Source organism: Streptomyces sp. NPDC056734 (assembly GCF_042790455.1).
Lineage (GTDB): Bacteria > Actinomycetota > Actinomycetes > Streptomycetales > Streptomycetaceae > Streptomyces.
Genome location: NZ_JBHTZD010000040.1, coordinates 1 through 22,090, shown reverse-complemented (window position 1 = coordinate 22,090; position 22,090 = coordinate 1). Strand labels below are relative to the sequence as shown.

The following is a 22,090-nucleotide window of genomic DNA, read 5'->3' as shown; positions in this document are numbered from 1 at the left end:
CCCGGCGGGCAGCACGAGAAGGGGGCCCGGCAACGAACACCGGGCCCCCTCGGTCGCTCCGCCCCCTCCGGTCGGTCAGCCGCCGGACCGGGCGTGACGATCTCGTACGTCGTCAGTTCACCGGCGCGGCAGGGACTGCGACGCGCGCCGGGAGACATCGGCCGGCGTCACGGCGAAGGCGCCGCCTCGGTGACGCCCTGGCCGATGAAATCGACCCAGTTCACATTGAGTTCGCCGCTGATCTTGACGAAGTACAGCGGACCGCTGTCCGTCGCACTGGCACCGCTGACCGGGGCCTTGAAGTTCTGGTAGGTCTGCCAGCCGCCGGTCGGGGTGGTCTTGATGGTGGCGACGGTCGGACCCTCGGGGTCACCGGTGCGCACCTCGACGGTGGCGCCGTAGGTCGGCGAGGCGGCCCGGAGGCTGATCTCGTCGATGTTGGTCAGATTGACCGGGTCCCAGGACCAGTAGTCGCCGTTCTCGATCCAGCCGATGTTCTGGCCACCGCCCGCGGTGTCCCCGGTGGGCCCGACGCCCACGCCGATGTCGGTGCCGGTGGGCGCGGACGGAATCCGGCCGGTGGTGTCGAAGTGCTCGGCCTCGCGGTGCTTGGGCTGGAGCACCAGCACTTCCTGGGTGGTCAGCGCGGGCACGTCACCGTTGCCCTGGTCGGTGTAGGTGACCGTCACCGTGCCGAAGATGTTGGCGCCGGTGTGTCCCGCGTCGCCGGGCAGCGGGAAGCTGCCCGAGCAGCCGCGGTGCTGCTCGTAGCCGTGCCCGTGCTCGTCATGGCCGAGCCCCGGCTGCACGATCACCTGCTCGCAGTCGACCGGCCCGTCCTCCGGGTCGGTGACCGTCACCTCGTAGGCGATGGTGTCGCCGAAGGTGAACAGCCCGCCGTCCACCGGCGCCTGCACCGCGATCGTCGGCGCGGTGTTGCCCGCGGTGATGTCCACCCCGGCCACCGCCGTGCGCCCGTCCGGATCGGTCACGGTCAGCTGCGCGGTGACCCTGCCCGGCTCGGTGTAGGTGAACGACGGCGTCCGCCCGGTGCTGTCCTGCGTGCCGTCACCGTCGAAGTCCCAGGAGTACGTGATCGGTGTGCCGTCCGGGTCGTTGGACTCACCCGCGTCGAAGGCGACGGTGAGCGGTACCGGCCCCGACGTCCTGTCCTGCGTGAAGCGGGCGATGGGCGAGCGGTTGCCCTGCACGTAGTCGACCCGGTAGACCCCGGAGTCGGCGTTGTTGCCGCCGAAGCCGCTGCCCCAGTCGATGACGTACAGCGCCCCGTCCGGCCCGAACTCCATGGCGTGCGGCCGGGTGAAGTCCATGTCCTCCAGCAGGGCGTTCACATCCGCCACGCCGGTGCGCTCCTCGTCCGGCTGGACGCTGAAGAGCCGGCCGTTGTTCCAGTCGGCGTACACCGCCTTGCCGTCGAAGTACGCCGGCCACTTGGTCTCGGAGTCCAGCTTGGCGCTGTAGTCGTACGCCCCGCTGGTCAGCGGAGCGCCGCTGGGGCCGATCTCCGGGACGCCGGTGGTGGACTTGCCCATCCACAGTTCGGCGGGCTGGGCGGCGGGCAGCTGCTCGATGCCGGTGTTGTTGGGGGAGTCGTTGACCGGCGCGGAGCAGTCGAAGGCGGCGCCCGAGGTGCCGGTCGCGAAGTCGTGGTCGTTGTACGGGGTGTTGGCGCCGACGCAGTAGGGCCAGCCGTAGAAGCCGGGCTCGTCGACGATGTTCCACTCGACCCGTCCGTCGGGGCCGCGGGTCGGACTGACGCTGCCCGCGTCGGGACCGTAGTCGGCGACGAACAGGTTGTCGGTGGCCGGGTCGATGCCGATGCGGAAGGGGTTGCGGAAGCCCATCGCGTAGATCTCCGGACGGGTGTCCGGGGTCCCCGGGCGGAAGAGGTTGCCCTTGGGGATGCTGTAGGTGCCGTTCTTGCGCGGCTTGATGCGCAGCACCTTGCCGTTCAGGACGGCGCTGTTGGCGGAGGTCGCCTGGGCGTCCCACGCCGCGCGGCCCTCGCGCTCGTCGATCGGCGTGTAGCCGTCCGAGGAGAAGGGGTTGGAGTTGTCCCCGGTGGTGATGTACAGGTTGCCGTCGCCGTCGAACTCCATCGCGCCGCCCGCGTGGCAGCACTGCTGGCGCTGCACATCCACCTTCAGCAGCACCTTCTCACTGGCCAGGTCGAGGGTGTCGTCGGCCTTGACCTTGAAACGGGAGACCCGGTCGACGGATTCGGTCCCGGCGGGGGAGTAGTAGAGATAGATCCAGCCGTTCTTGTCGAAGTCCGGGTCGAGCGCGATGCCCAGCAGACCGAACTCCTGGCCGGTGTAGACCTCCAGCTTGCCCGCGGAGACCACCGTGCCGTCGGTGCGGACCACGCGGATCTCGCCGCCCCGGTCGATGTAGATGACCCGGCCGTCCTCGGCGATCACCAGCTCCATCGGGTTGCTGGTGTTCTCGTCCAGCGGCACCTTCTGGAAGCCGCTGGTCAGCGACGCCGTGCAGTCGGCGGCCAGGACGCCCGCGGCGGTCCGGATGCCGCCGAGCAGATGGTCGAGGAACTGCGGCTCGGTGTAGGAGGCGGTCTCGTGGCCCATGCCGGTGTACCAGGACCGGCCGCCGTCGTAGTTCTGGCACCAGGCGATCGGGTGCTCGGCACCCATCGTGCCGCCGGTGTACGAGGTCTCGTCCAGCGAGGCCAGGACGTGCACATCGCCACGCGGGTTCGCCCGGAAGTCGTACCACTCGTCCTTGCGCTCCCAGCTCACCGGAAGCTCCGCCGTGGACGGGTGCGCGGGGTCCTCCACCTTGATGCTCGCGGTCTGCGGCACCGGGTGGCTCTTGAAGTAGGCGCCGACGAGCTCGCCGTACCAGCCCCACGAGTACTCGGTGTCGGAGGCCGCGTGGACGCCCGCGTAGCCGCCACCGGCCTGGATGTAGCGCTCGAACGCGGCCTGCTGGTCGGCGTCGAGGACATCACCCGTGGTCGACAGGAAGATGACCACCTCGTACGAGGCGAGCGTCTCGTCGGCGAAGACGCTCGCGTCCTCGGTGGCGGTGACGGAGAAGCCGTTCTGCTCGCCGAGCGTCTGGATCGCGGCGATCCCGGCCGGGATGGCGCCGTGCCGGTACCCGGCGGTCTTGCTGAACACCAGCGCGTCGAACGGCTTGGTCTTCTTGGCGGCGGGCTGCGCGGCGCTCTGGGCCGCGGGCTGCGCGGCGGCCGCTCCGGCGGTCACCAGCAGCAGCGCCACGACCGCTGCGACGACGCGCGCGGCGCTTCTTCGCAAACGGTGGAAGCGGTGGAGCCGGTGGAACCGGTGGGGGTCGGAAAGGGACAGATGTGGCATGGGCACCTCAAATCGGCGGGCAGGGATACGCGTCTGCGTGCTGTGTTCGGGGGTGGCGCCGTGCTGTTCCGTGATGGCTCCGCGAGACCGTCGTCCAGGGTCCCGCGGAGCCGCACGCCCGGTGGCCGTAGGTGTCCGAACCCCCGGCCGGGGCAATTTGTCGAGTCGATGGACAAATTAAGAGCACGGGCCGGGCGGGTCAAGGTTCTTGACAAGAGTGGCAGTTGGGAGGGGTGGTGAGGGGGCGCCGGATCGGCGGGCCGCCGCTCGTTCTCTTGACGAATTTGTCAACTCGGTTTACTTTCAGCGTGATCGGCGGCAGTGCTCTGCCCGGCGGCGGCGACCTGGCCGGCGGCGGCGACCTGGCCGGCGGCGGCGAACCGTGACCGGTCCACCGCCGTGTGGGCCCCGTCCGTGGAGGGCGCCCGGTCAGCTCACTTCTTGCGTCGCGTCGTTCGCTGCGTCTCGGACACCGAGCGGATGAACGCGATCGTGCGCGAACGCAGGCCCTCACGGCGCGTGGCGATGAGTTCGCCGACGGAAGGGTCGAAGGGCTGGCGCACCGGCCTGGAGTGCATCTTCACCGCGCAGTCGAGATCGGTGCACAGGAGCAGGCCGACTGTGTTGAGGCGCTCGCGCTTGTCGCGTGAGGGGAGCCGGGCGGTGAACAGTGACACCTCGTGGAACCGCCGGGTGGACCGGCACAGGTCGCACATCATCGCGCGCGAGGCGTGTGCCGCGTCGTTCGGGGCCTGCCGCAGCAGCACTCCCAGCGCCTGGCCGTCGGCCTCGGTGACGAGGTAGGCCCGCTTCGGGGCGCGCATGTCCCGCCAGCCGAGATAGTCGATCCGGGGCCAGGGGGCGTCGTCGAACCAGGCCGGCAGCCGGACCATTTTCTCGGACGGGTCCAGGTTCACGATCGAGGCGCGCACTTCTTGTCTGGTCATCGGGCGCATGGCTGCTCCTTGCGAGGCGCACAGGGGTGCGCCGGGTATCGGGTCGGGTTCTGAAGAAGTCCGGCGGGTCGGGGCGCCGGCACACCGCTCACCGCGTGGCGCGGGTGAGGGTGAGGGCTTCCGTCCGGCCGCGGCGGTCCGCGGTCCGGTCGCCGGGGATCCGTCGGCGGGTGTGCGGGCCGGGCGGGCGGCTCGGGCAACGGGTGCGGGGTGTGCGGGGGGTGCGGTGTGTGGCGAGCGCCGATATCCGGCCCTTGCGGTCACCGGGGCAGCCCTCGACCTGGTCGAGGACGCGCGGGGAGGGAGGGCAGTGCGGGCAGTGCGGGCACGACGGGCGGTGAGGTCGCCGCGTGCCGTCGCCACCGGCGGCGGACATGGCCGGGCCGCACCGGGCGCGGGCGAGCACGCCGGTCAGGCGGGCGTGAGGAGTGCTGGAGAGAGACGTGCTGGAAAGAGCTGTGCTGGACACCCGGGGTGCTCCTTGCTGAGAAGTCTGGAACGACAGCAAGAGCAGGCCGAGCGGCCTCGACGAAGACGCCCACCCCGTACGCCGCGACAGGCGTGCGGACACAGGGGTGTGGGCTGGATCAGAGCACCGCGGACATCACGTCCGGTGGCCGTCCGCGAAGGACGGCGATCGCCGCCCCCGAGGGACGGCAGAAGACGGACGGTCAGACGGTGCCGCGAGGCGCGCGCGGCGCGGGCCGAAACACAAAATCTCTTTTCCAGGGCACGGAAGGCCCCAAGCAGACCGAAGGAACCCCGCGAGGATAACAACGCCCCCAGGCGGGTGCCAACGGATTTTCGGGCCCGCCCCGCCCTGGGCGGCTCCGGGCGCACACGCACCGCAGCCGCTGCGCGCAGGCCGATTACATCTCGCATGGCGACATCGCGTCTCACATGTCGCTATCATGCGTGCGAGCCTGGGGACCGTCCCACAGGCCGGTCACAGCGCGCCCCGCATTCGTTTCACGACCCCTCATCGCAGGTCGTGCGGCATTCGCCGGGCACTGCGCCGACCGATGGACACCGCTGAGCCGTCTGCAAAAGTGGCCTTGCTCACATGGCGTGACCGGGAACGCACGGACACCATGGTCCTCGTCACCCGCGGGCCGCGCGAAGGGATCCACGATGTTCCGCAAGGTACTGGTCGCCAATAGAGGCGAGATCGCGATCCGTGCGTTCCGCGCCGGCTATGAGCTGGGCGCGCGCACCGTCGCCGTCTTCCCCCACGAGGACCGCAACTCCCTGCACCGCCTCAAGGCGGACGAGGCGTACGAGATCGGCGAACCCGGCCATCCGGTGCGCGCGTATCTCTCCGTGGACGAGATCGTCCGGGCCGCCCAGCGGGCGGGCGCCGACGCCGTCTACCCGGGCTACGGCTTTCTCTCCGAGAACCCCGAGCTGGCCCGCGCCTGCGCCGAGGCGGGCATCACCTTCGTCGGACCGGACGCCGGCATCCTGGAGCTGACCGGCAACAAGGCCCGCGCGGTCGCCGCCGCCCGCGCCGCCGGGGTCCCCGTCCTCGGCTCCTCGCAGCCCTCCACGGACATCGACGAACTCGTCCGCGCCGCCGACGAGATCGGCTTCCCGGTGTTCGTGAAGGCCGTCGCGGGCGGCGGCGGACGCGGCATGCGCCGGGTGCAGGAACCCGCCCAGCTGCGCGAGTCCATCGAGGCGGCCTCCCGCGAGGCGGCGTCCGCGTTCGGCGACCCGACCGTCTTCCTGGAGAAGGCCGTCGTGGAACCCCGCCACATCGAGGTGCAGATCCTCGCCGACGGCGAGGGCAATGTCATCCACCTCTTCGAGCGGGACTGCTCGGTGCAGCGCCGCCACCAGAAGGTCATCGAACTCGCGCCCGCGCCCAACCTGGACCCGGAACTGCGCGAACGGATCTGCGCCGACGCCGTGCGCTTCGCCCGCGAGATCGGCTACCGCAACGCGGGCACCGTGGAGTTCCTGCTCGACCGCGACGGCAACCACGTCTTCATCGAGATGAACCCCCGCATCCAGGTCGAGCACACGGTCACCGAGGAGGTCACCGACGTCGACCTGGTCCAGGCCCAGCTGCGGATCGCCTCCGGCGAGACCCTCGCCGACCTCGGCCTCTCCCAGGACACCATCGTCCTGCGCGGCGCCGCCCTCCAGTGCCGGATCACCACCGAGGACCCCGCCAACGGCTTCCGCCCCGACACCGGCCGCATCAGCGCCTACCGCTCACCCGGCGGCTCCGGCATCCGCCTCGACGGCGGCACCACCCACGCCGGTACGGAGATCAGCGCCCACTTCGACTCCATGCTGGTGAAGCTCACCTGCCGGGGCCGTGACCTGAACGCCGCGATCGGACGGGCCCGGCGCGCGGTCGCCGAGTTCCGTATCCGGGGCGTCGCCACCAACATCCCGTTCCTCCAGGCGGTGCTGGACGACCCCGACTTCCAGGCCGGGCGCGTCACCACCTCCTTCATCGAGCAGCGCCCGCACCTGCTGACCTCCCGGCACTCCGCCGACCGCGGCACCAAGCTGCTCACCTACCTCGCCGACGTCACCGTCAACAAGCCGCACGGCGAGCGCCCCGACCTGATCGACCCCACCACCAAGCTGCCGCCCCTGCCCACCGGCACGCCCCCCGCCGGTTCCCGCCGGCGCCTGGCCGAACTCGGCCCCGAGGGGTTTGCCCGCGCCCTGCGCGAATCACCCCTGCTCGGCGTCACCGACACCACCTTCCGCGACGCCCACCAGTCCCTGCTCGCCACCCGGGTCCGCACCAAGGACCTGCTGGCCGTTGCCCCGGTCGTCGCCCACACCCTGCCCGGACTGCTCTCCGTGGAGTGCTGGGGCGGCGCCACCTACGACGTCGCCCTGCGCTTTCTCGCCGAGGACCCCTGGGAGCGGCTCGCCGCACTGCGCGAGGCGGTGCCCAACCTCTGTCTCCAGATGCTGCTGCGCGGACGCAACACCGTCGGCTACACCCCGTACCCCACCGAGGTCACCGACGCCTTCGTCCAGGAGGCCGCCGCCACCGGAATCGACATCTTCCGTATCTTCGACGCCCTCAACGACGTCGGCCAGATGCGCCCCGCCATCGACGCCGTACGCGAGACCGGCACCGCGATCGCCGAGGTGGCCCTGTGCTACACCGCCGACCTGTCCGACCCCGCCGAGCGCCTCTACACCCTGGACTACTACCTGCGGCTCGCCGAGCAGATCGTCGAGGCCGGCGCCCATGTCCTGGCGGTGAAGGACATGGCGGGCCTGCTGCGCGCCCCCGCCGCGGCGACCCTGGTGTCCGCGCTGCGCCGCGAGTTCGACCTGCCGGTCCATCTGCACACCCATGACACGGCCGGCGGCCAGCTGGCCACCTATCTCGCCGCCGCGCAGGCCGGGGTGGACGCGGTGGACGGCGCGGTGGCCTCCATGGCGGGCACCACCTCCCAGCCGTCCCTGTCGGCGATCGTCGCCGCGACCGACCACTCGGAGCGGCCGACCGGCCTGGACCTCCAGGCCGTGGGTGACCTGGAGCCGTACTGGGAGAGCGTCCGCCGCGTGTACGCGCCCTTCGAGGCGGGCCTCGCCTCCCCGACCGGCCGCGTCTACCACCACGAGATCCCCGGCGGCCAGCTCTCCAACCTGCGCACCCAGGCCGTCGCCCTCGGCCTCGGCGACCGCTTCGAGGAGATCGAGGCGATGTACGCCGCCGCCGACCGGATCCTGGGCCGGCTGGTCAAGGTCACCCCGTCCTCCAAGGTGGTCGGCGATCTGGCCCTGCACCTGGTCGGCGCGGGAGTGACCCCCGCGGACTTCGAGGCCACCCCCGACCGCTTCGACATCCCCGACTCGGTCATCGGCTTCCTCCGCGGCGAACTGGGCACCCCGCCCGGCGGCTGGCCCGAGCCGTTCCGCACCAAGGCGCTCCAGGGCCGCGCGGGCGCGAGGCCCGTACCGGACCTGACGACGCAGGACCGCGACGGCCTGGAGAAGTCCCGCCGCACCACCCTCAACCGGCTCCTCTTCCCCGGCCCCACCCGCGACTTCGAGACCCACCGCCACTCCTACGGCGACACCAGCGTCCTCGACAGCAAGGACTTCTTCTACGGGCTGCGCCCCGCCAAGGAGTACGCCGTCGACCTGGAGCCCGGCGTCCGGCTGCTGATCGAACTCCAGGCCATCGGCGAGCCCGACGAGCGCGGCATGCGCACGGTCATGGCCGGCCTCAACGGCCAGCTCCGCCCGATCCAGATCCGTGACGCGCTGGCCGCCTCCGACCTCCCGGTGACGGAGAAGGCCGACCGCACCAACCCCGCCCATGTCGCGGCCCCGTTCGCCGGTGTGGTGACCCTCGCGGTCGCCGAGGGCGACCAGGTGGAGGCCGGCGGGACCGTCGCCACCATCGAGGCGATGAAGATGGAGGCCGCGATCACGGCCCCCGCCGGAGGCCGGGTCACCCGCCTCGCCATCAACCGCATCCAGCAGGTGGAGGGCGGTGACCTGCTGGTCGAGGTGGTGTGAGGGGGCGTGAGGTGAGGTGAGGTCATGTGAGGGGGGCGAGCGCGGGGCGGCGATATTCCTTTGCGGGTGCCGCCCCGCCCGTGCCACCGTCGCCCGGTGAACTCTCCCCGCCTGGATCTGCTGCGCTGGCAGTCCGCATTCACCTGGTCCTTCGCCGAGTACCACCTGGAGCGGCTGGTGCCCGAGGACGTCCTGTGGGAGCCGTCCGGCCTGTGCTGGACGCTCCGGCCGGACGGCACGGGCGGCTGGGTGCCCGACTGGGCGGACAGCGAGCCCGATCCCGTCCCGGTGCCCACGATCGCCTGGCTGAGCTGGCACATCGGATGGTGGCTCGGGGTGGCCACGGACCACCTCCACGACCGGACGCCCCGCGACCGCGCCGACGTGGCATGGCCCGGCCCCGAGGCCACCGTGAGCTGGCTGGGTGCCCACTGGGAGGAGTGGAGGCAGGGCCTGGACCGGCTCGCCGAACCCGAGCTGGACCGCCCGTGCGCCTTCCCCTGGGGCGACGGCACCGACCGCACCCTCGCGCACACCGTCGCCTGGGCGAACGCGGAACTCATGAAGAACGTCGCCGAGATCGGCCAACTCCGCCTCCAGCACGTGGTGTCGGGGCCATTCCAGGTCCCCGCTGTGTGACAGATGGGGAACGGCTGTGCCACATGATCGTCAATCGGGTGTGAGGGCCTGCCCGTTGCTCTCTAGCATCGGTGCGAACACCTGATGAGCTGATGATCCGAGGGGGACCCGTGGTCCTGAGGGGCAGAGCGGCACGCCTCGGCGGTGCCGTCGTGGCGAGCGGATTACTGCTGGCGGGCTGTACGTCCGGCGGCGACGAACCCGACCCGGCGGCGGACAAGCAGGGCGGCACCCAGGCGTCCCCGTCCCCCTTGCCGGCTGCGTCCCCGTCTCCGGGCGGGGTCGTCGACATCGACCCCGCCAAAGTCCCCCGCACCGCCGCCCAGGCCACCGCCCTGATCCGGGACATCATCGCCGAGCCGGTCGCCTTCGGCCCCGGCACCGAACGCCAGAGCCCGTACGAGAGCGACCCCCGGAGCCGGCCCGTCCTCCGCGACGACTGCGTATGGGAACAGCGCCCGCTCCCGGACGACATCCTCGCCACCCTCACCCGCTCCTACGAGATCCCGGCGGCCGGCGGCGACGGACCGCTGCGGCTCAGCGCCGTCGTCACCGTGCACCGCACCGCCGAACAGGCCGACTGGGAGAACGCCGAGGTGCTGGAGGAGATGATGCGCTGCCCCGAGCAGCGGCTGCGCTCCGACGAGATGGTCGGCTCCCTCACCGATGTGCCCGCCGCCCTCGGCGACCTGGGCAACGGGTTCGCGGACGACTCCCTCACCGAGACCGGCGAGTACACCAACGCCCAGGAGGGCGGCGCGCACCCCTACGTCTGGCGGCAGACCCGCATCGGCCAGTTCACCCTCGCCGTGTCCGCCAAGGGCGCCGTGGGCTGGTCGCAGGCCGAGCTGCTCGACCGGGTGCGCGACCCGCACATCGACATGGGCGCCGGGCTCAGAGCCGCGGTCGAACGGCACCCGTCACCGGCCGGTCCGGCCACCCCGGAGCCGGGCACGGGCACCTCGCAGCCCAGTACCAGCACCGGCACCGGCACCAAGGGCGACTCCGAAGCGAGCGGCGACACCGCCGACACCGCCGACACCGGCGACACCGGCGACACCGCCGACACCGGCGACAGTGCCGACACCACACAGGACGGCACCCCGTGACCGAGCGGCTCACCCCCACCGACCCGGCCCGCATCGGCGGTCACCGGCTGCTCGCCCGCCTCGGCACCGGCGGTATGGGCGTCGTCTACCTCGGCCGCGCCGACTCCGGCGGACTCGCCGCCGTCAAGGTGATCCTGCCCGAGTACGCCGACCAGCCCGAGTTCCGTACCCGCTTCCGGCGTGAGGTGGCCGCCGCCCGCCGGGTCGACAGCCCCTGGGCCGTACCGGTCACCGGCGCCGACCCGGACGCGCCCGCGCCCTGGCTCGCCACCGCGTTCGTGCCCGGCCCCTCCCTCGCCGAGGCCGTCGCCGCCTGCGGCCCGCTGTCCACCCACGGCGTCCGGGCCCTGGGCGGGATGCTGGCCCGCGCGCTCACCGCCGTCCATGACGCCGGGCTCGTCCACCGCGACATCAAACCCGGCAATGTGCTGCTCGCCGTCGACGGACCCCGCCTCATCGACTTCGGGATCGCCCGCGCCGCCGAGGAGACCGCGCTCACCTCGGCCGACATGGTCGTCGGCACCCCCGGCTTCCTCGCCCCCGAACAGGCCCGCGCCGAGCCCGCCACCCCCGCCAGTGATGTCTTCGCCCTCGGCTGTCTCCTCTCCTACGCCCGCACCGGCCGACCGCCCTTCGGCACCGGGGCCGTCGACGCCCTGCTCTACCGCACGGTCCACGACGCCCCCGACCTCGACGGCGTGCCAGACGACCTGCGCCCGCTCCTCGAACGCTGCCTCGCCAAGGACCCGGCCACCCGGCCCACCGCCCGGGAACTGGAGGCCGCGCTCGCCGACGAGACACCCCGGGCCACCTTCGGCGACCCGCCCCAGGCCACCGCTGACGACCCGCCCCGGAACACCGCCGACTGGCTGCCCGACACCGTCGTACGCCTCATCGCGGACCGCTCCGCCGCGCTGCTCGACCTCCCCGACATCGAGGCGACGGCCCTCGATCCCTCAACGCGGCTGCGGACGCCGGAAGTTCCCCCCGCGCACCCGGACACACCGGACGCCGTCGCGCACGCCGACCTGCCCACCGAACCCGCGGGCGCGACACCACCCGCCGACCGGCCGAAGTCCTCCCGCCGCCGCTTCCTCCTCCTCGGCGGGGGCGCCGCCCTGCTCGCCGCCGGGGGCGGGGCCGCCGCCTGGGCCGCCCTGCGCGACGACGACCCCGCACCGGCCGCCTCCCCGGGCGCCCGCCGCTGGGTGCTCGGCGTCCAGGCCGACCTCACCGGCCCGCAGCGCGCCGTCGGACAGGCCCAGGAACGCGGCGTGCGGCTGGCCGTCGAGCAGTTCAACGCCCGCGCCGCCAGACCCTTCACCCTCGCCCTCGACACCGCCGACGACCAGGGCGACCCGGAGCGCGCCGCCGTCGTCGCCCGCTCTCTCGCCGCCGACCGCGATCTGCTCGCCGTCATCGGCTCGACCGGCGACGCCACCACCGGGGCCAGCCTGGACAGCTACGACGAACGGCTCGTCCCCCAGCTCACCGCCTCCTCCGCGCAGTCCGTCTACGGCACCTCCGAGCCCCGCCACTTCCTCCAGGCCGTCCCCGGCTACACCCAACTCCCCACCACGGCCGCCGTCTCGCTGCACACCCAGGGCGCCCGCGATGTCGGCGTCCTCATCGACCGGGGCGGCGGCATCCCGGCCTGGGAACTGGGCCACACCATGTTCCAGAGCCTCGGCCTCCTGGACGTCACCGTCACCCCGAAGGTCGTCCCCCAACTGGCCCAGGACCTGCGGCCGGTGGTCACCGAACTGCTCGCCGCACGCCCCGACACCGTCGTCTACACGGGCACCCCCGACCGGGCGGCGGCCGTCGCCCGCGCCCTGGCCGACGCGGACTACGACGGGCTGCGCGTCCTCGGCCACCCCGCCGCCCAGCCGGAGTTCCTCACCCTCGCGGGCCCCGCCGCCGACGGCTGGCAGACCTTCACCCCGTACATCGACCCGTCCGCCGAACCCGTACGCGCCTTCGCCACCGCCTACCGCGAACGCTACGGCGCCGCGCCCCCGTACTGGGCGGCGGAGGCGTACGACGTGGCCCGGATGGTCATCACCCGGATCACCGAGGCCGGCGGCCGGCCCTCCCGGGACACGCTCTACGACCTGCTGGTGGGCGGCACCTACCAGGGCCTCGTGCGGACCTACGCCTTCGACGCCGAGTACCGCTGGCTCACCGGCTACGAGGTCTTCCGCTACGAGGTGAAGGGCGGCCGGTACTCCTACGCGGGCAAGGTCGACCTCTGATGCGGCCCCTGGCCGCCGACGACGCCGAGGAGATCGGCGGGCACCGGCTGCTGGCCCGGCTCGGCGCGGGCGGCATGGGCGTGGTCCACCTCGCCCGCACGCCCGGCGGGAGCCTCGTCGCGCTCAAGACGATCCGCGCCGAGCACGCGGCCGACCCCGCGTTCCGGGTGCGGTTCCGGCGCGAGGTGACGGCGGTCCGGGCTCTGACGGAGGGTCATGGGCAGGGCGGACGGTGGCTGGTCCCGGTCCTCGCCGCCGACACCGAGGCCCGGGAACCCTGGCTGGCCACCGAGTTCGTGCCCGGCCCCTCACTGGTCGAGGCGGTCGACGCCTTCGGCGCGCTGCCCGCCCCGGCCGTACGCACCCTGGGCTCCCGGCTCGCCGACGCGCTGGCCGCCGTCCACGACGCGGGCCTCGTGCACCGGGACGTCAAACCCGGCAACGTCCTGCTCGCCCTCGACGGGCCCCGGCTCATCGACTTCGGTATCGCGTACGCCTCCGGCGCCACCGCGCTCACCGCCCCCGACGCCGTCGTCGGCACGCCCGGCTTCCTCGCCCCGGAACAGGCGCGGGCCCGCGCCGGGGAGGTCGGCCCGCCGAGCGACGTCTTCTCGCTGGGCGGCGTCCTCGCCTACGCGGCCTCCGCACGCCGCCCGTTCGGCACCGGACACGCGGCGGGCGTCCTCTTCCGTACCGTGCACGAGGCCCCGGACCTCACCGAGGTCCCCGCCGAACTGCGTACGGTGATCGCCGCCTGTCTCGCCAAGGACCCGGCCGACCGGCCCACCGCCCGCCGCCTCGCGACCGCCCTGCGCGACCCGCGCGTCCCGTCCGCGCGGGACGGCGAGGACTGGCTCCCGCCCGCCCTCCTGCGGGTCGTCGCCACCCGCTCGGCGCAGGCGCTGGACATCCCCACACCACGCCGGGCCCCACGGCGGCCGGACGCCCAGGGGACACCAGCGCCACCGGCATCAGGCCCCCCGCACACCCCCACGCCCTCCCGCCGCCGCGTCCTGCTCATGGGCGGCGCGGCGGCCTCGGCCGTGGCCGTCGGTGGCGGGATCACGGCGTATCTCGCGGCCGGAGGAGGCGACGGCGGCGCGGGCTCCGGTTCAGGTTCCGGTGACGGCCCGCCCGTGCACACCCTGGGCCTCCAAGCCGACCTGAGCGGCGCCGGAAAGGCGGACGGTGTGGCGCAGGAGCGCGGGGCCCGGCTCGCCGTGGAGGCGCACAACGCCCGCCCCGGCATCACCTTCCGGCTCGCCCTGGAGCCCGCCGACGACCAGGGCGACGCGACCCGCGCCGAACAGGAGGCGCAGCGGCTCATAGACGCCGGGGCGAGTGCGGTCCTCGGCCTCGCCACCCCCGCCGCGGCCGTCGCCGCCGCCCCGCTCTACCAGGACGCCCGTACGGCCATGCTGCTGATCTCGGCGGACGGCGCCGAACTCACCGCACAGGACGAGCAGCTGACCACCCTGTGCGTCACCCGGGCCCCGGAGTCGTACCTGTCGCTGCCCCTGACGTCGTATCTGACCTCGGTACGACCCGTCGACCGCACCGCCGTGATCGACGACCGCGCGGCGGGCGACACGGGCGCGGCCCTCGCCGCCCTGCTCACCCGGACGCCGCCCAACGGGGGCACGGCCGACGTCCGCCCCGTGGCCGCCGACAGCGACGACTTCGCGCCCGCCGTCCGGGCGGCCCTCGCCGCGGACGCGCAGGCCGTCGTCTTCACCGGCACCTCACCCGAGCGGGCGGCCCGCTGCGCCCGCGCCCTCGCCGACGCGGGCTTCACCGGACCACGCCTTGGCACCTGGCACCTCATGGACCCGGCCTTCGCCGAGCAGGCCGGAGCGGCGGCCGAGGGCTGGCTGTTCGGCACGCCCTTCACCGACCCCGCGAGCGTCGCCGCCGACTTCCGTACCGCCCACCGCGAGCGGTACGGCAGCGCGCCCGCCCGCTGGTCCCCGGAGGCGTACGACGCCGTGAACCTGGTCGCCCGCGCCCTGGAGGAACTGGACGCGGGCTCCGGCGTCGAGCCGGGGGCGGTGGCGCAGCGCCTGTTCACCCTCTCCTACGAGGGCCTCGCCAAGCCGCTCCGCTTCACCGCCGAAGGGCGCTCACTGGAGCTGGAGACCAGCGGCTATTTCCTCTTCGAGGCACGCGACGGGGCCTTCCGCTTCCTGGGCCGCTCCGACGAACTCGGCTGATCAGCCCCCTTCCGCGGTGATCCGGCGCAGCACGGAACGAGAAGTGTACGATCGTACGCTCCGGGCGGTACGCTCCCGACCATGACTCTCGATGTGCGGGTACGGCCTGCCCTGCGCGAACGGCGGGCCCGCGTGGCCGTGGCCGTTCTCTTCCTCACCAACGGCGCGCTGTTCGCGAATCTGCTGCCGCGCTACCCGCAGATCAAGGCCGACCTGGGGATCGGGAACGCGGCCTACGGGCTCGCGGTCGCCGCGTTCCCGGCCGGTGCCATCGTGGCGGGCCTCGGCGCCGGGGTGCTGGTCCGGCGCTTCGGCTCGGCCCGGGTCGCGGTGGCGGGCACCCTGCTGACCGGCATCGGGATCGTCGTCGCGGGCACGGCCCCGGCGGTGCTGGTGTTCGCGGGGGCGCTGTTCCTGGCCGGGGCGATGGACGCGATCACGGACGTGGCGCAGAACGCGCACGCCCTGCGGGTGCAGCGCCGCTACGGGCGGTCCCTCATCAACTCCTTCCACGCCATCTGGTCCATCGGCGCGGTCCTCGGCGGTTCCATGGCCGCCGCCGCCATCGCCGTCGATCTCCCGATCGGGCAGCATCTGACCCTCTCGGCGGTACTGTGCGTCCTCGCCGCGTGCGGCGCCCTGCGCCACTGCCTGCCCGGCCCCGACACCGAACCGGCGACGGACCCCGGCCCCGGCGCCGACGGCGGTACGGCACCCGGGCCCCGCCCGGTGCCGACGGGCTCCCGGCGGACGTACGTCCTGGCGGCGCTGGTGCTGATCGCCATGGCGGGCACGCTGGTGGAGGACGCGGGCAGTTCCTGGGCCGCCCTGTATCTCTCCGGGTCGCTGCACGCCGCCGCGGCGCTGGCCGCGTCCGGGTACATCGCCCTGGTGGGCGCGCAGTTCGTGGGGCGGCTGCTCGGGGACCGGCTGGTCGACCGGTTCGGACAGCGTGCGGTCGCCCGCGCGGGCGGGCTGATCGCCGCCGTCGGCATGGGGCTGGCGCTGGCCCTCCCCTCGGTGCCGGGCACGATCATCGGCTTCGCGGCGGCCGGATTCGGGGTGGCGACGCTGGTCCCGGCCGCGATGCACGAGGCGGACGAGCTGCCCGGCCTCAAACCCGGCACCGGCCTGACCATCGTCTCCTGGCTCATGCGGCTGGGCTTTCTGCTCTCCCCGCCCATCGTCGGCCTGATCGCCGACGCGTCCGGCCTGCGCCTGGGCCTGCTGGTGGTGCCGCTGGCCGGGTTGCTGGTGATCTGCCTGGCGGGGGTGCTGGGGACGCGCAGGAGGGAGTAGCCGGGGGGTCGCCGGTGGTCGGGGGAGGGCGGCTTCCTGGGCGGGCGTGATGTGGATGGGCATCGCGTGATGTGGATTGGTGTGGTGTGGCCGGAAGCGTACGATCGTACGCTCGGCGGCGGTACCATCGCCCGCATGCCGACCGACTACTTCGCCAACGACCCCCGCAGCAACCATGAACGCATGCTCGCCGGGGACCACTACATCGCCGACGACCCGGAGATCATCCGCCGTCAGCAGCGGGCCGTGCGGCTGGCGGCGCGCTATGCGGCCGCCTATGTCGAGGACCCCGCGACGGCCCAGCCGCTGCTGGCGGAACTGCTCGGCGAGGTGGGCGAGGAGGTCGTGCTCCGGCCGCCGCTCTACGTCGACTTCGGCAGCAACATCAGCATCGGCGCCCGTACCTTCGTCAACTACCATCTGACCGCGCTGGACGTGGCCGCGATCGTCATCGGCGAGGACTGCCAGATCGGCCCGAACGTCCAACTGCTCACCCCCACCCACCCGTTGGAGTCGCAGCCCCGCAGGGACAAGCTGGAGGCAGCCCAGCCGATCACCATCGGTGACAACGTGTGGCTCGGCGGCGGTGTCATCGTCCTGCCGGGGGTGACCATCGGGGAGAACTCCGTCATCGGCGCCGGGGCGGTCGTCACCAAGGACGTGCCCGCGAACACGGTGGCGGTGGGCAACCCGGCCCGCCCGCTCCGCACACTGTGAGCAGCCGCCCACGCGCTGAGAAACACCGGTCCCTCTGAGAAACTCCGGGCATGGCAACCGGACACACCGACCCGCAGCGCCGCGAGCGCATCATCGCCGCCACCCTCGATCTGATCGCCGACGAGGGCGTGGCGGGCGTCTCGCACCGGAAGATCGCCGCGCGGGCCGGTGTGCCGCTCGGCTCGATGACGTACCACTTCACCGGCATCGACGAGCTGCTGTTCGAGGCGTTCCAGCGCTTCACCGACCATTTCGTGGTCCTCTTCGGCGGCTGTCTCGCGGGCGCCGCCGACCGGGAGCAGGCCGTGGAGGCGGTGGCCGACCTGGTGCACGCGATGTCCGCCGAGGACTCGCAGCGCGACCTGGTCCTCACCCAGGAGCTGTACACCCTCGCGGCCCGCCGCCCCGCCTACCGGCAGCTCACCCATGACTGGATGCGCCGCAGCCGCGTCCACCTGGAGAAACACTTCGACGCGGACACCGCCCGCCAACTGGACGCGCTGATCGAGGGACTGACCCTGCACCGGGCACTGGCCCGCGAGCCGCACGACCGCGCGGTCACCGTCGAGGCCATCCGCCGGATCACGACGACACGGGAGAGCCGTTCCTGACCCTGACCCTGTTCCGTAGATGTACCCGGACGCTCACCCGGCGGCGCCGTCCCATCGCAGATGCAGGCTCATCGGCTTGCGGAACACCAGGCCGGACGGGGCAGCCGGGCGGTCGGGATCGAGCCGCAGACCGGGCAGCCGGACGAGGAGCCGGCGCAGCGCGATCCGGGTCTCCAGGCGGGCGAGATGGGCGCCGAGGCAGTAGTGCGGGCCGATCGCGAAGGCCAGCTGGAGCCGGGAGTTGTCCCGGCGCACATCGAACCGGTCGGGGTCGGGGAAGACATCCGGGTCACGATTGGCGCCGGTCAGGGACACACTGACCAGATCGCCCCGCCGGATCGCGGCCGCCCCGAGCACGGTGTCCCGGGTGGCGTACCGGTCCACCACCGCGGCGCCGGGTTCGAGCCGCAGCGATTCCTCGACGGCCCCGTCCAGCAGCGCGGGATCGTCCCGGACGAGGGCGAGCTGACCGGGGTTGCGCAGCAGATGCAGCAAGGCGTTGGTGATCATCGCCTCGGTGGTCTCTATGCCGCCGAACATCAGGACGGCGGCATTCGACGCCACTTCGGGGACGGAGAGCTTCCCGGCGGCGGACGCGAGGAGCGAGCCGGTGTCCCGGTCGGCGACGGTGGCCTCGACGGCGGCCCGCAGTTCGGCGTAGGCCGCGGCGCCGTCGGCGCCCGCCGCGTGTCCGGCGGTGAGGTCGGCCACCGACCGCACGATGGCGTCGTACCAGGAGAGCACGGTGCCGGTACCGGCACCGGCGAGTCCGAGCGCCTCGGTCATCACGGCGACGGCCAGCGGCGCGGCGAAGGCCCGGCCCAGCTCGGCGCTCCCCGCGCCCTCGAAGCCGCCGATCAGCCGGTCCGTCTCCCGCTCGATGAACCCCTCGAAGCCCTGGCGGACCTCCCTCGGCCGGAACGGCGCGGCGAAGGGCTCCCTGTGCCGGGCGTGCCGCTCACCGTCCAGCGACAGCATGCTCGCCCCGACGACCCGCGCGGTCGAGAAGCGTGGATCGTCGACCGTGAACGTCCCGGCGTCCCGCATCACATCCATCGCCAGATCCCGCCGGGTCACCAGCCATCCGCCCAACTCCGGCACCCAGGACACCGGCTCCCCCGCCCGCAGCAGGGCCAGCCGCGCATGCGGATCCCCCGCCAGCTCGGCCAGCGTGGTCGCCGCGCCGAGCGGAAACGAGTCGACGGCGTTCATCAGGGCCCTTCCTGGCGGTTCTCGATCAGGTGTCCGAGGCTAGTGGAGCCCCGTCGACCGGCTGCTGCCGGGGGAGTCGCGCAGGGGCGGCGAGGGCTTCGCGCAGTCCGGCGCAGACCCGCTCCACGTCCGCCGGGTCCGGGAAGCAGCCCGCCGCTCCCATGGCCACCTGGAGGGCGGGGCCGAAGGCGTCGAAGCGGGTCAGGGTCGCGCTGTCCACGGGCTGTACGACGAAGTGGAGATGGCCGGGGCGCCCGCCCGCGTGCGACCAGAGACAGGCGTACACCTGGTCCGGGGCCATGACGGAGGTGACGGCGGCGCTCACGCGGTGGAGCAGGGGGCCCAGTTCGGCGGATTCCGGGGGTGTCAGGGCGGCCAGGTGCAGGACGTGGCGGAGGGGCTTCACCACCAGGGTGCCCAGGCCCAGCGGCCCGACGCAGTGCTCGACGGTCCAGGACGTGGTGCGCAGGAGCGTGCCGCCGGGGAGAGGGGTCCGGCCGGTGATGAGGTCGCAGGCCAGGCAGTCGGCGGGGCGGTCGACGGCGTCGGGTGTCATGCGCGGGGCCTCCTGGGTGTTGTCCGTCGCTCCGATCATGCCCCGGAGCCGGACCACTCCGGACCGTCACCTTTGATGTGCATCCCGTCATGGTTGGCGGACGGGGGGCGGGCCGACCACGCTCGGCATGTCACTCTTTCCTCCCTGATGGGAACTGGTGTGCGAGGTCCGACGGGCGATTGTCAGTGGTGGGTGTCAGGCTGAGGGCACACAGGATCTGCGAAAGGGCACTGCCGTGATCACCACTGACTTCGTCCCCGGCTCACCCTGTTTCCTCGACCTGGGCGCCCCTGACGTCCGGGCCGCCGCGGCCTTCTACGGCGCGGTGCTCGGCTGGCAGTTCCGGCCGATGGGCGAGGGGGAAGGCGCGGAGGGCGGGATGTTCCAGAAGGACGGCAAGACCGTCGCCGGGCTCGGCACGCTCACCGAGGAGGGCGCGCGCTCCGCCTGGATGATCTACTACACGGTCGCCGACGCGGACGCCACGACCCAGGCCGTCCAGCGCGCGGGCGGCATAGTCCGGGTGCCGCCGACGGACCTCGGTGAATGGGGCCGCATGGCGCAGTACACCGACCCGCAGGGCGCCCAGTTCGCCGTCTGGCAGCCCGGCGCCAGCCCGGGGGTGGAACTGGTCGACCAGCCCGGCTCCCTGTCCTGGACCGAGCTGTACACGACCGACGCGGCGGCGGCGAAGGACTTCTACCGCGCGGTCTTCGGCTGGCGGTACGGCGACATGCCGCTGCCGGGCGGCGGGGGCACGTACTCCCTCATCACCCCGGCCGGGCTCCCCGACGAGCGGATGCACGGCGGCCTGATGGAGGTGGACAAGGAGGCCCTCGCCCTGGCGAACGGCCAGGCGTACTGGCACCCGGTCTTCGACGTCGCCGACTGCGACGCCACCGTCGCCAAGGTCACCGAGAGCGGCGGCAGCGTGCAGATGGGGCCGGACACGGCGGAGGACATCGGCCGGATGGCCGTCTGCCTCGACGACGCGGACGCCGACTTCGTGGTCCTCACCCCGGTCCGCCGCTGACGCCGGGCGGCCCTACGCCCCGTCGCCCGCCGGCCCGGGATGGCGTACGGCCGCCTTCACATCCGCCTCCGCCTCGGAGCGGGCGACGCCCTGCTCCTGCGCGTACTCCGTGACCGTGGCCTGGATGTCGCGGGCGAGGTCACGCCAGGCACGCAGGGCGGTCTCGTACGTCTCCGTCTGCTGCTCGGACCACGGATGCGCGGTGGGCGGACCGTACTGATCGCGCAACTGCCGGACCTGGGCGTACGCGCGGTCCGCGGCGCGCTGCATGCCCACCAGCTCTTCGAAGGTATGTGCCACGCGCGGGATGGTAGGCAATGTCCTGGTTCGTTCCGCCCGTGACTCGCTCGCGGAGGCCGGACCGGACCCCTCTGGCGTCCCGCCGGTCCTCCGTCTGGTCCCCGTGGCGGAGGCGGGGAGAGGTGGAGGGGGGGTGGGGGATCAGTACACGGACAGGCCGTACAGGCTGAGGGCTTCCTGGATCGGCTGGTAGTAGCTGGTGCCGCCGGTCGCGCAGGTGCCGGAGCCGCCGGACAGGATGCCGATGACCTTGTCGCCCGCGTAGAGCGGGGCGCCGCTGTCGCCGGGCTCCGCGCAGATGTTCGTCTGGATCAGGCCGTACACCAGCTCGCCGCCGCCGTAGTTGACGGTCGCGTTGAGAGCGGTGATCCGGCCGCAGCGCACGCCGGAGACGGCTCCCCGGTGGCAGACGCCGAGGCCGATGGTGGCGGTCGCGGTGCCGGTGACATCGACGGTGCCGATCGTGCCGGGGCGCGGCACGGCGGGGTTGGTGTGGCGGATGACCCCGAAGTCGTTGCCGGGGTAGCTGGTGGCGGTGGTGGGGCCGATCGGTGTGGTCAGGCCCGGGTCGGTGTACCAGGTGGTGGCGCCCCGGGTGCAGTGCCCGGCGGTGATGAGGTAGAACTCCGAGCCGCCCTGCACATTGACGCCCGCCGTGCAGCGAGCGGTGGAGGCGTAGATACCGTCACCGCCGGAGAGCAGCGGGCGCAACCGGCCCTCGACGCGTTCGAGACGGACGGAGCCGTCCAGTTGGCGGAGCCTGGTCAGATCCGCGGCGCTGACCGTGGCATCGGCGAGGACCCGGGTCCCGTCGCCGTCCGGCACCCAGGCGGTCCCGGCGATGCCCAGGGCCGCGACGGCCTCGGCCACCCGGTCCCGGGGTGCGGTCTGGGCGGCCGTGGCGGTGCCGGAGACGGCGAGTCCGGCCATGACGAACAGGCTGAGCAGACAGCGTGAAAGGGCGTTGCGGCGGGCTCTCATCACCCAAGTCCCCCTGGGAGAGGTCGGTCGGACAGGCACGAGCCAGCGCTCATTGTGCCGGGCGGCTCAGGGGCAGGACAGTCGGAGTTCGGCCGTGTCGCCGCACGTCACCCTGAGTCCCGTACGGCCCCTGAGTCCCGGACGGCCAGTCCTGCGACACGCGCAAGTCTCGCTACGGGGACTGGCCGAGGGCGGCGCGGGAGTGTGTGGCGGTGCTGCGGATGGCGGCCGGGAGGCACCCGGAGGACCGGGGGGTGAGCGCGCTGGTGGGTGAGTTGAGTGGTCCATTGGGCGGCAGGCGGCAGGCGGCAGGCGGCAGGCGCCGGGCCGGGGGCGACGCCGAGGCC

Annotated in this window: 16 protein-coding genes and 1 pseudogene; 10 read left to right on the top strand and 7 right to left on the bottom strand. The window is 73.0% G+C overall.

Going from position 1 to position 22,090, the window contains the following annotated elements; genetic code table 11:
* Positions 1-167: 167 nt before the first annotated feature.
* The 3 genes from ACFRFC_RS36510 to ACFRFC_RS36500 form a co-directional block, all read right to left on the bottom strand.
* Positions 168-3,359 (bottom strand): ThuA domain-containing protein, encoded by a 3,192-nt coding sequence (locus tag ACFRFC_RS36510; RefSeq protein ID WP_382692294.1) that lies wholly within the window; start codon positions 3,357-3,359, stop codon positions 168-170.
* 434 nt (positions 3,360-3,793) lie between these two features.
* Positions 3,794-4,306, bottom strand: coding sequence for an FBP domain-containing protein (locus ACFRFC_RS36505; protein WP_382692293.1), 513 nt, complete (start codon positions 4,304-4,306; stop codon positions 3,794-3,796).
* Between the two features lie 97 nt (positions 4,307-4,403).
* Positions 4,404-4,784 (bottom strand): hypothetical protein, encoded by a 381-nt coding sequence (locus tag ACFRFC_RS36500; RefSeq protein ID WP_382692292.1) that lies wholly within the window; start codon positions 4,782-4,784, stop codon positions 4,404-4,406.
* Between the two features lie 662 nt (positions 4,785-5,446).
* Between ACFRFC_RS36500 and ACFRFC_RS36495 the strand changes: the two genes are divergently transcribed.
* The 8 genes from ACFRFC_RS36495 to ACFRFC_RS36460 all read left to right on the top strand — a co-directional run bounded on the left by ACFRFC_RS36495 (position 5,447) and on the right by ACFRFC_RS36460 (position 17,661).
* The gene (locus ACFRFC_RS36495; protein ID WP_382692291.1) at positions 5,447-8,821 is read left to right on the top strand and encodes a pyruvate carboxylase; all 3,375 of its coding nucleotides are present in this window, start codon (positions 5,447-5,449) and stop codon (positions 8,819-8,821) included.
* Positions 8,822-8,917: 96 nt separating this feature from the next.
* Positions 8,918-9,460 (top strand): DinB family protein, encoded by a 543-nt coding sequence (locus ACFRFC_RS36490; protein ID WP_382692290.1) that lies wholly within the window; start codon positions 8,918-8,920, stop codon positions 9,458-9,460.
* 152 nt (positions 9,461-9,612) lie between these two features.
* On the top strand, positions 9,613-10,569 hold the full coding sequence (locus tag ACFRFC_RS36485; protein WP_382692289.1) for a hypothetical protein: 957 nt from the start codon (positions 9,613-9,615) through the stop codon (positions 10,567-10,569).
* Complete coding sequence (locus ACFRFC_RS36480; RefSeq protein ID WP_382692288.1) at positions 10,566-12,824, top strand: bifunctional serine/threonine-protein kinase/ABC transporter substrate-binding protein; 2,259 nt, start codon at positions 10,566-10,568, stop codon at positions 12,822-12,824. Before ACFRFC_RS36485 ends, ACFRFC_RS36480 begins: the two co-directional genes overlap by 4 nt.
* On the top strand, positions 12,824-15,034 hold the full coding sequence (locus ACFRFC_RS36475) for a bifunctional serine/threonine-protein kinase/ABC transporter substrate-binding protein (RefSeq protein ID WP_382692287.1): 2,211 nt from the start codon (positions 12,824-12,826) through the stop codon (positions 15,032-15,034). The genes ACFRFC_RS36480 and ACFRFC_RS36475 overlap by 1 nt, the downstream gene beginning before the upstream one ends.
* 81 nt (positions 15,035-15,115) lie before the next feature.
* Positions 15,116-16,333, top strand: a complete 1,218-nt coding sequence (locus ACFRFC_RS36470) for an MFS transporter (protein WP_382692286.1) — start codon at positions 15,116-15,118, stop codon at positions 16,331-16,333.
* A 135-nt stretch (positions 16,334-16,468) separates the two neighbouring features.
* The gene (locus ACFRFC_RS36465; RefSeq protein WP_382692285.1) at positions 16,469-17,050 is read left to right on the top strand and encodes a sugar O-acetyltransferase; all 582 of its coding nucleotides are present in this window, start codon (positions 16,469-16,471) and stop codon (positions 17,048-17,050) included.
* A gap of 50 nt (positions 17,051-17,100) precedes the next feature.
* Positions 17,101-17,661 carry a TetR/AcrR family transcriptional regulator gene (locus tag ACFRFC_RS36460; protein WP_382692284.1) on the top strand — a complete coding sequence of 187 codons (561 nt, stop codon included), beginning with the start codon at positions 17,101-17,103 and terminating at the stop codon, positions 17,659-17,661.
* A gap of 33 nt (positions 17,662-17,694) precedes the next feature.
* On the opposite strand, the gene ACFRFC_RS36455 is transcribed toward ACFRFC_RS36460, so the two are convergent.
* Both ACFRFC_RS36455 and ACFRFC_RS36450 read right to left on the bottom strand, forming a co-directional pair.
* The gene (locus tag ACFRFC_RS36455; protein WP_382692283.1) at positions 17,695-18,873 is read right to left on the bottom strand and encodes a cytochrome P450; all 1,179 of its coding nucleotides are present in this window, start codon (positions 18,871-18,873) and stop codon (positions 17,695-17,697) included.
* 25 nt (positions 18,874-18,898) lie between these two features.
* Positions 18,899-19,468, bottom strand: a complete 570-nt coding sequence (locus tag ACFRFC_RS36450; protein WP_382692282.1) for an HIT family protein — start codon at positions 19,466-19,468, stop codon at positions 18,899-18,901.
* 196 nt (positions 19,469-19,664) lie between these two features.
* Here ACFRFC_RS36450 and ACFRFC_RS36445 point away from each other — a divergent pair, with 196 nt between their 5' ends.
* On the top strand, positions 19,665-20,462 hold the full coding sequence (locus tag ACFRFC_RS36445) for a VOC family protein (protein ID WP_382692281.1): 798 nt from the start codon (positions 19,665-19,667) through the stop codon (positions 20,460-20,462).
* 12 nt (positions 20,463-20,474) lie between these two features.
* On the opposite strand, the gene ACFRFC_RS36440 is transcribed toward ACFRFC_RS36445, so the two are convergent.
* Together ACFRFC_RS36440 and ACFRFC_RS36435 are read right to left on the bottom strand one after the other, a co-directional pair.
* On the bottom strand, positions 20,475-20,762 hold the full coding sequence (locus ACFRFC_RS36440; protein ID WP_382692280.1) for a hypothetical protein: 288 nt from the start codon (positions 20,760-20,762) through the stop codon (positions 20,475-20,477).
* Between the two features lie 141 nt (positions 20,763-20,903).
* Positions 20,904-21,743 (bottom strand): trypsin-like serine protease, encoded by an 840-nt coding sequence (locus ACFRFC_RS36435; protein ID WP_382692279.1) that lies wholly within the window; start codon positions 21,741-21,743, stop codon positions 20,904-20,906.
* A 176-nt stretch (positions 21,744-21,919) separates the two neighbouring features.
* Between ACFRFC_RS36435 and ACFRFC_RS36430 the strand changes: the two are divergent.
* Positions 21,920-22,090, top strand: a pseudogene (locus ACFRFC_RS36430) (hypothetical protein); the annotation flags it as partial.

Excerpts from the sequence above, each read along its gene's own strand:
- ACFRFC_RS36510 (WP_382692294.1), bottom strand. The coding sequence starts at position 3,359 with ATGCCACATCTGTCCCTTTCCGACCCCCACCGGTTCCACCGGCTCCAC.
- ACFRFC_RS36505 (WP_382692293.1), bottom strand. The coding sequence starts at position 4,306 with ATGACCAGACAAGAAGTGCGCGCCTCGATCGTGAACCTGGACCCGTCC.
- ACFRFC_RS36495 (WP_382692291.1), top strand. The coding sequence starts at position 5,447 with ATGTTCCGCAAGGTACTGGTCGCCAATAGAGGCGAGATCGCGATCCGT.
- ACFRFC_RS36475 (WP_382692287.1), top strand. The coding sequence starts at position 12,824 with ATGCGGCCCCTGGCCGCCGACGACGCCGAGGAGATCGGCGGGCACCGG.
- ACFRFC_RS36470 (WP_382692286.1), top strand. The coding sequence starts at position 15,116 with ATGACTCTCGATGTGCGGGTACGGCCTGCCCTGCGCGAACGGCGGGCC.
- ACFRFC_RS36465 (WP_382692285.1), top strand. The coding sequence starts at position 16,469 with ATGCCGACCGACTACTTCGCCAACGACCCCCGCAGCAACCATGAACGC.
- ACFRFC_RS36460 (WP_382692284.1), top strand. The coding sequence starts at position 17,101 with ATGGCAACCGGACACACCGACCCGCAGCGCCGCGAGCGCATCATCGCC.
- ACFRFC_RS36455 (WP_382692283.1), bottom strand. The coding sequence starts at position 18,873 with ATGAACGCCGTCGACTCGTTTCCGCTCGGCGCGGCGACCACGCTGGCC.
- ACFRFC_RS36450 (WP_382692282.1), bottom strand. The coding sequence starts at position 19,468 with ATGATCGGAGCGACGGACAACACCCAGGAGGCCCCGCGCATGACACCC.
- ACFRFC_RS36435 (WP_382692279.1), bottom strand. The coding sequence starts at position 21,743 with ATGAGAGCCCGCCGCAACGCCCTTTCACGCTGTCTGCTCAGCCTGTTC.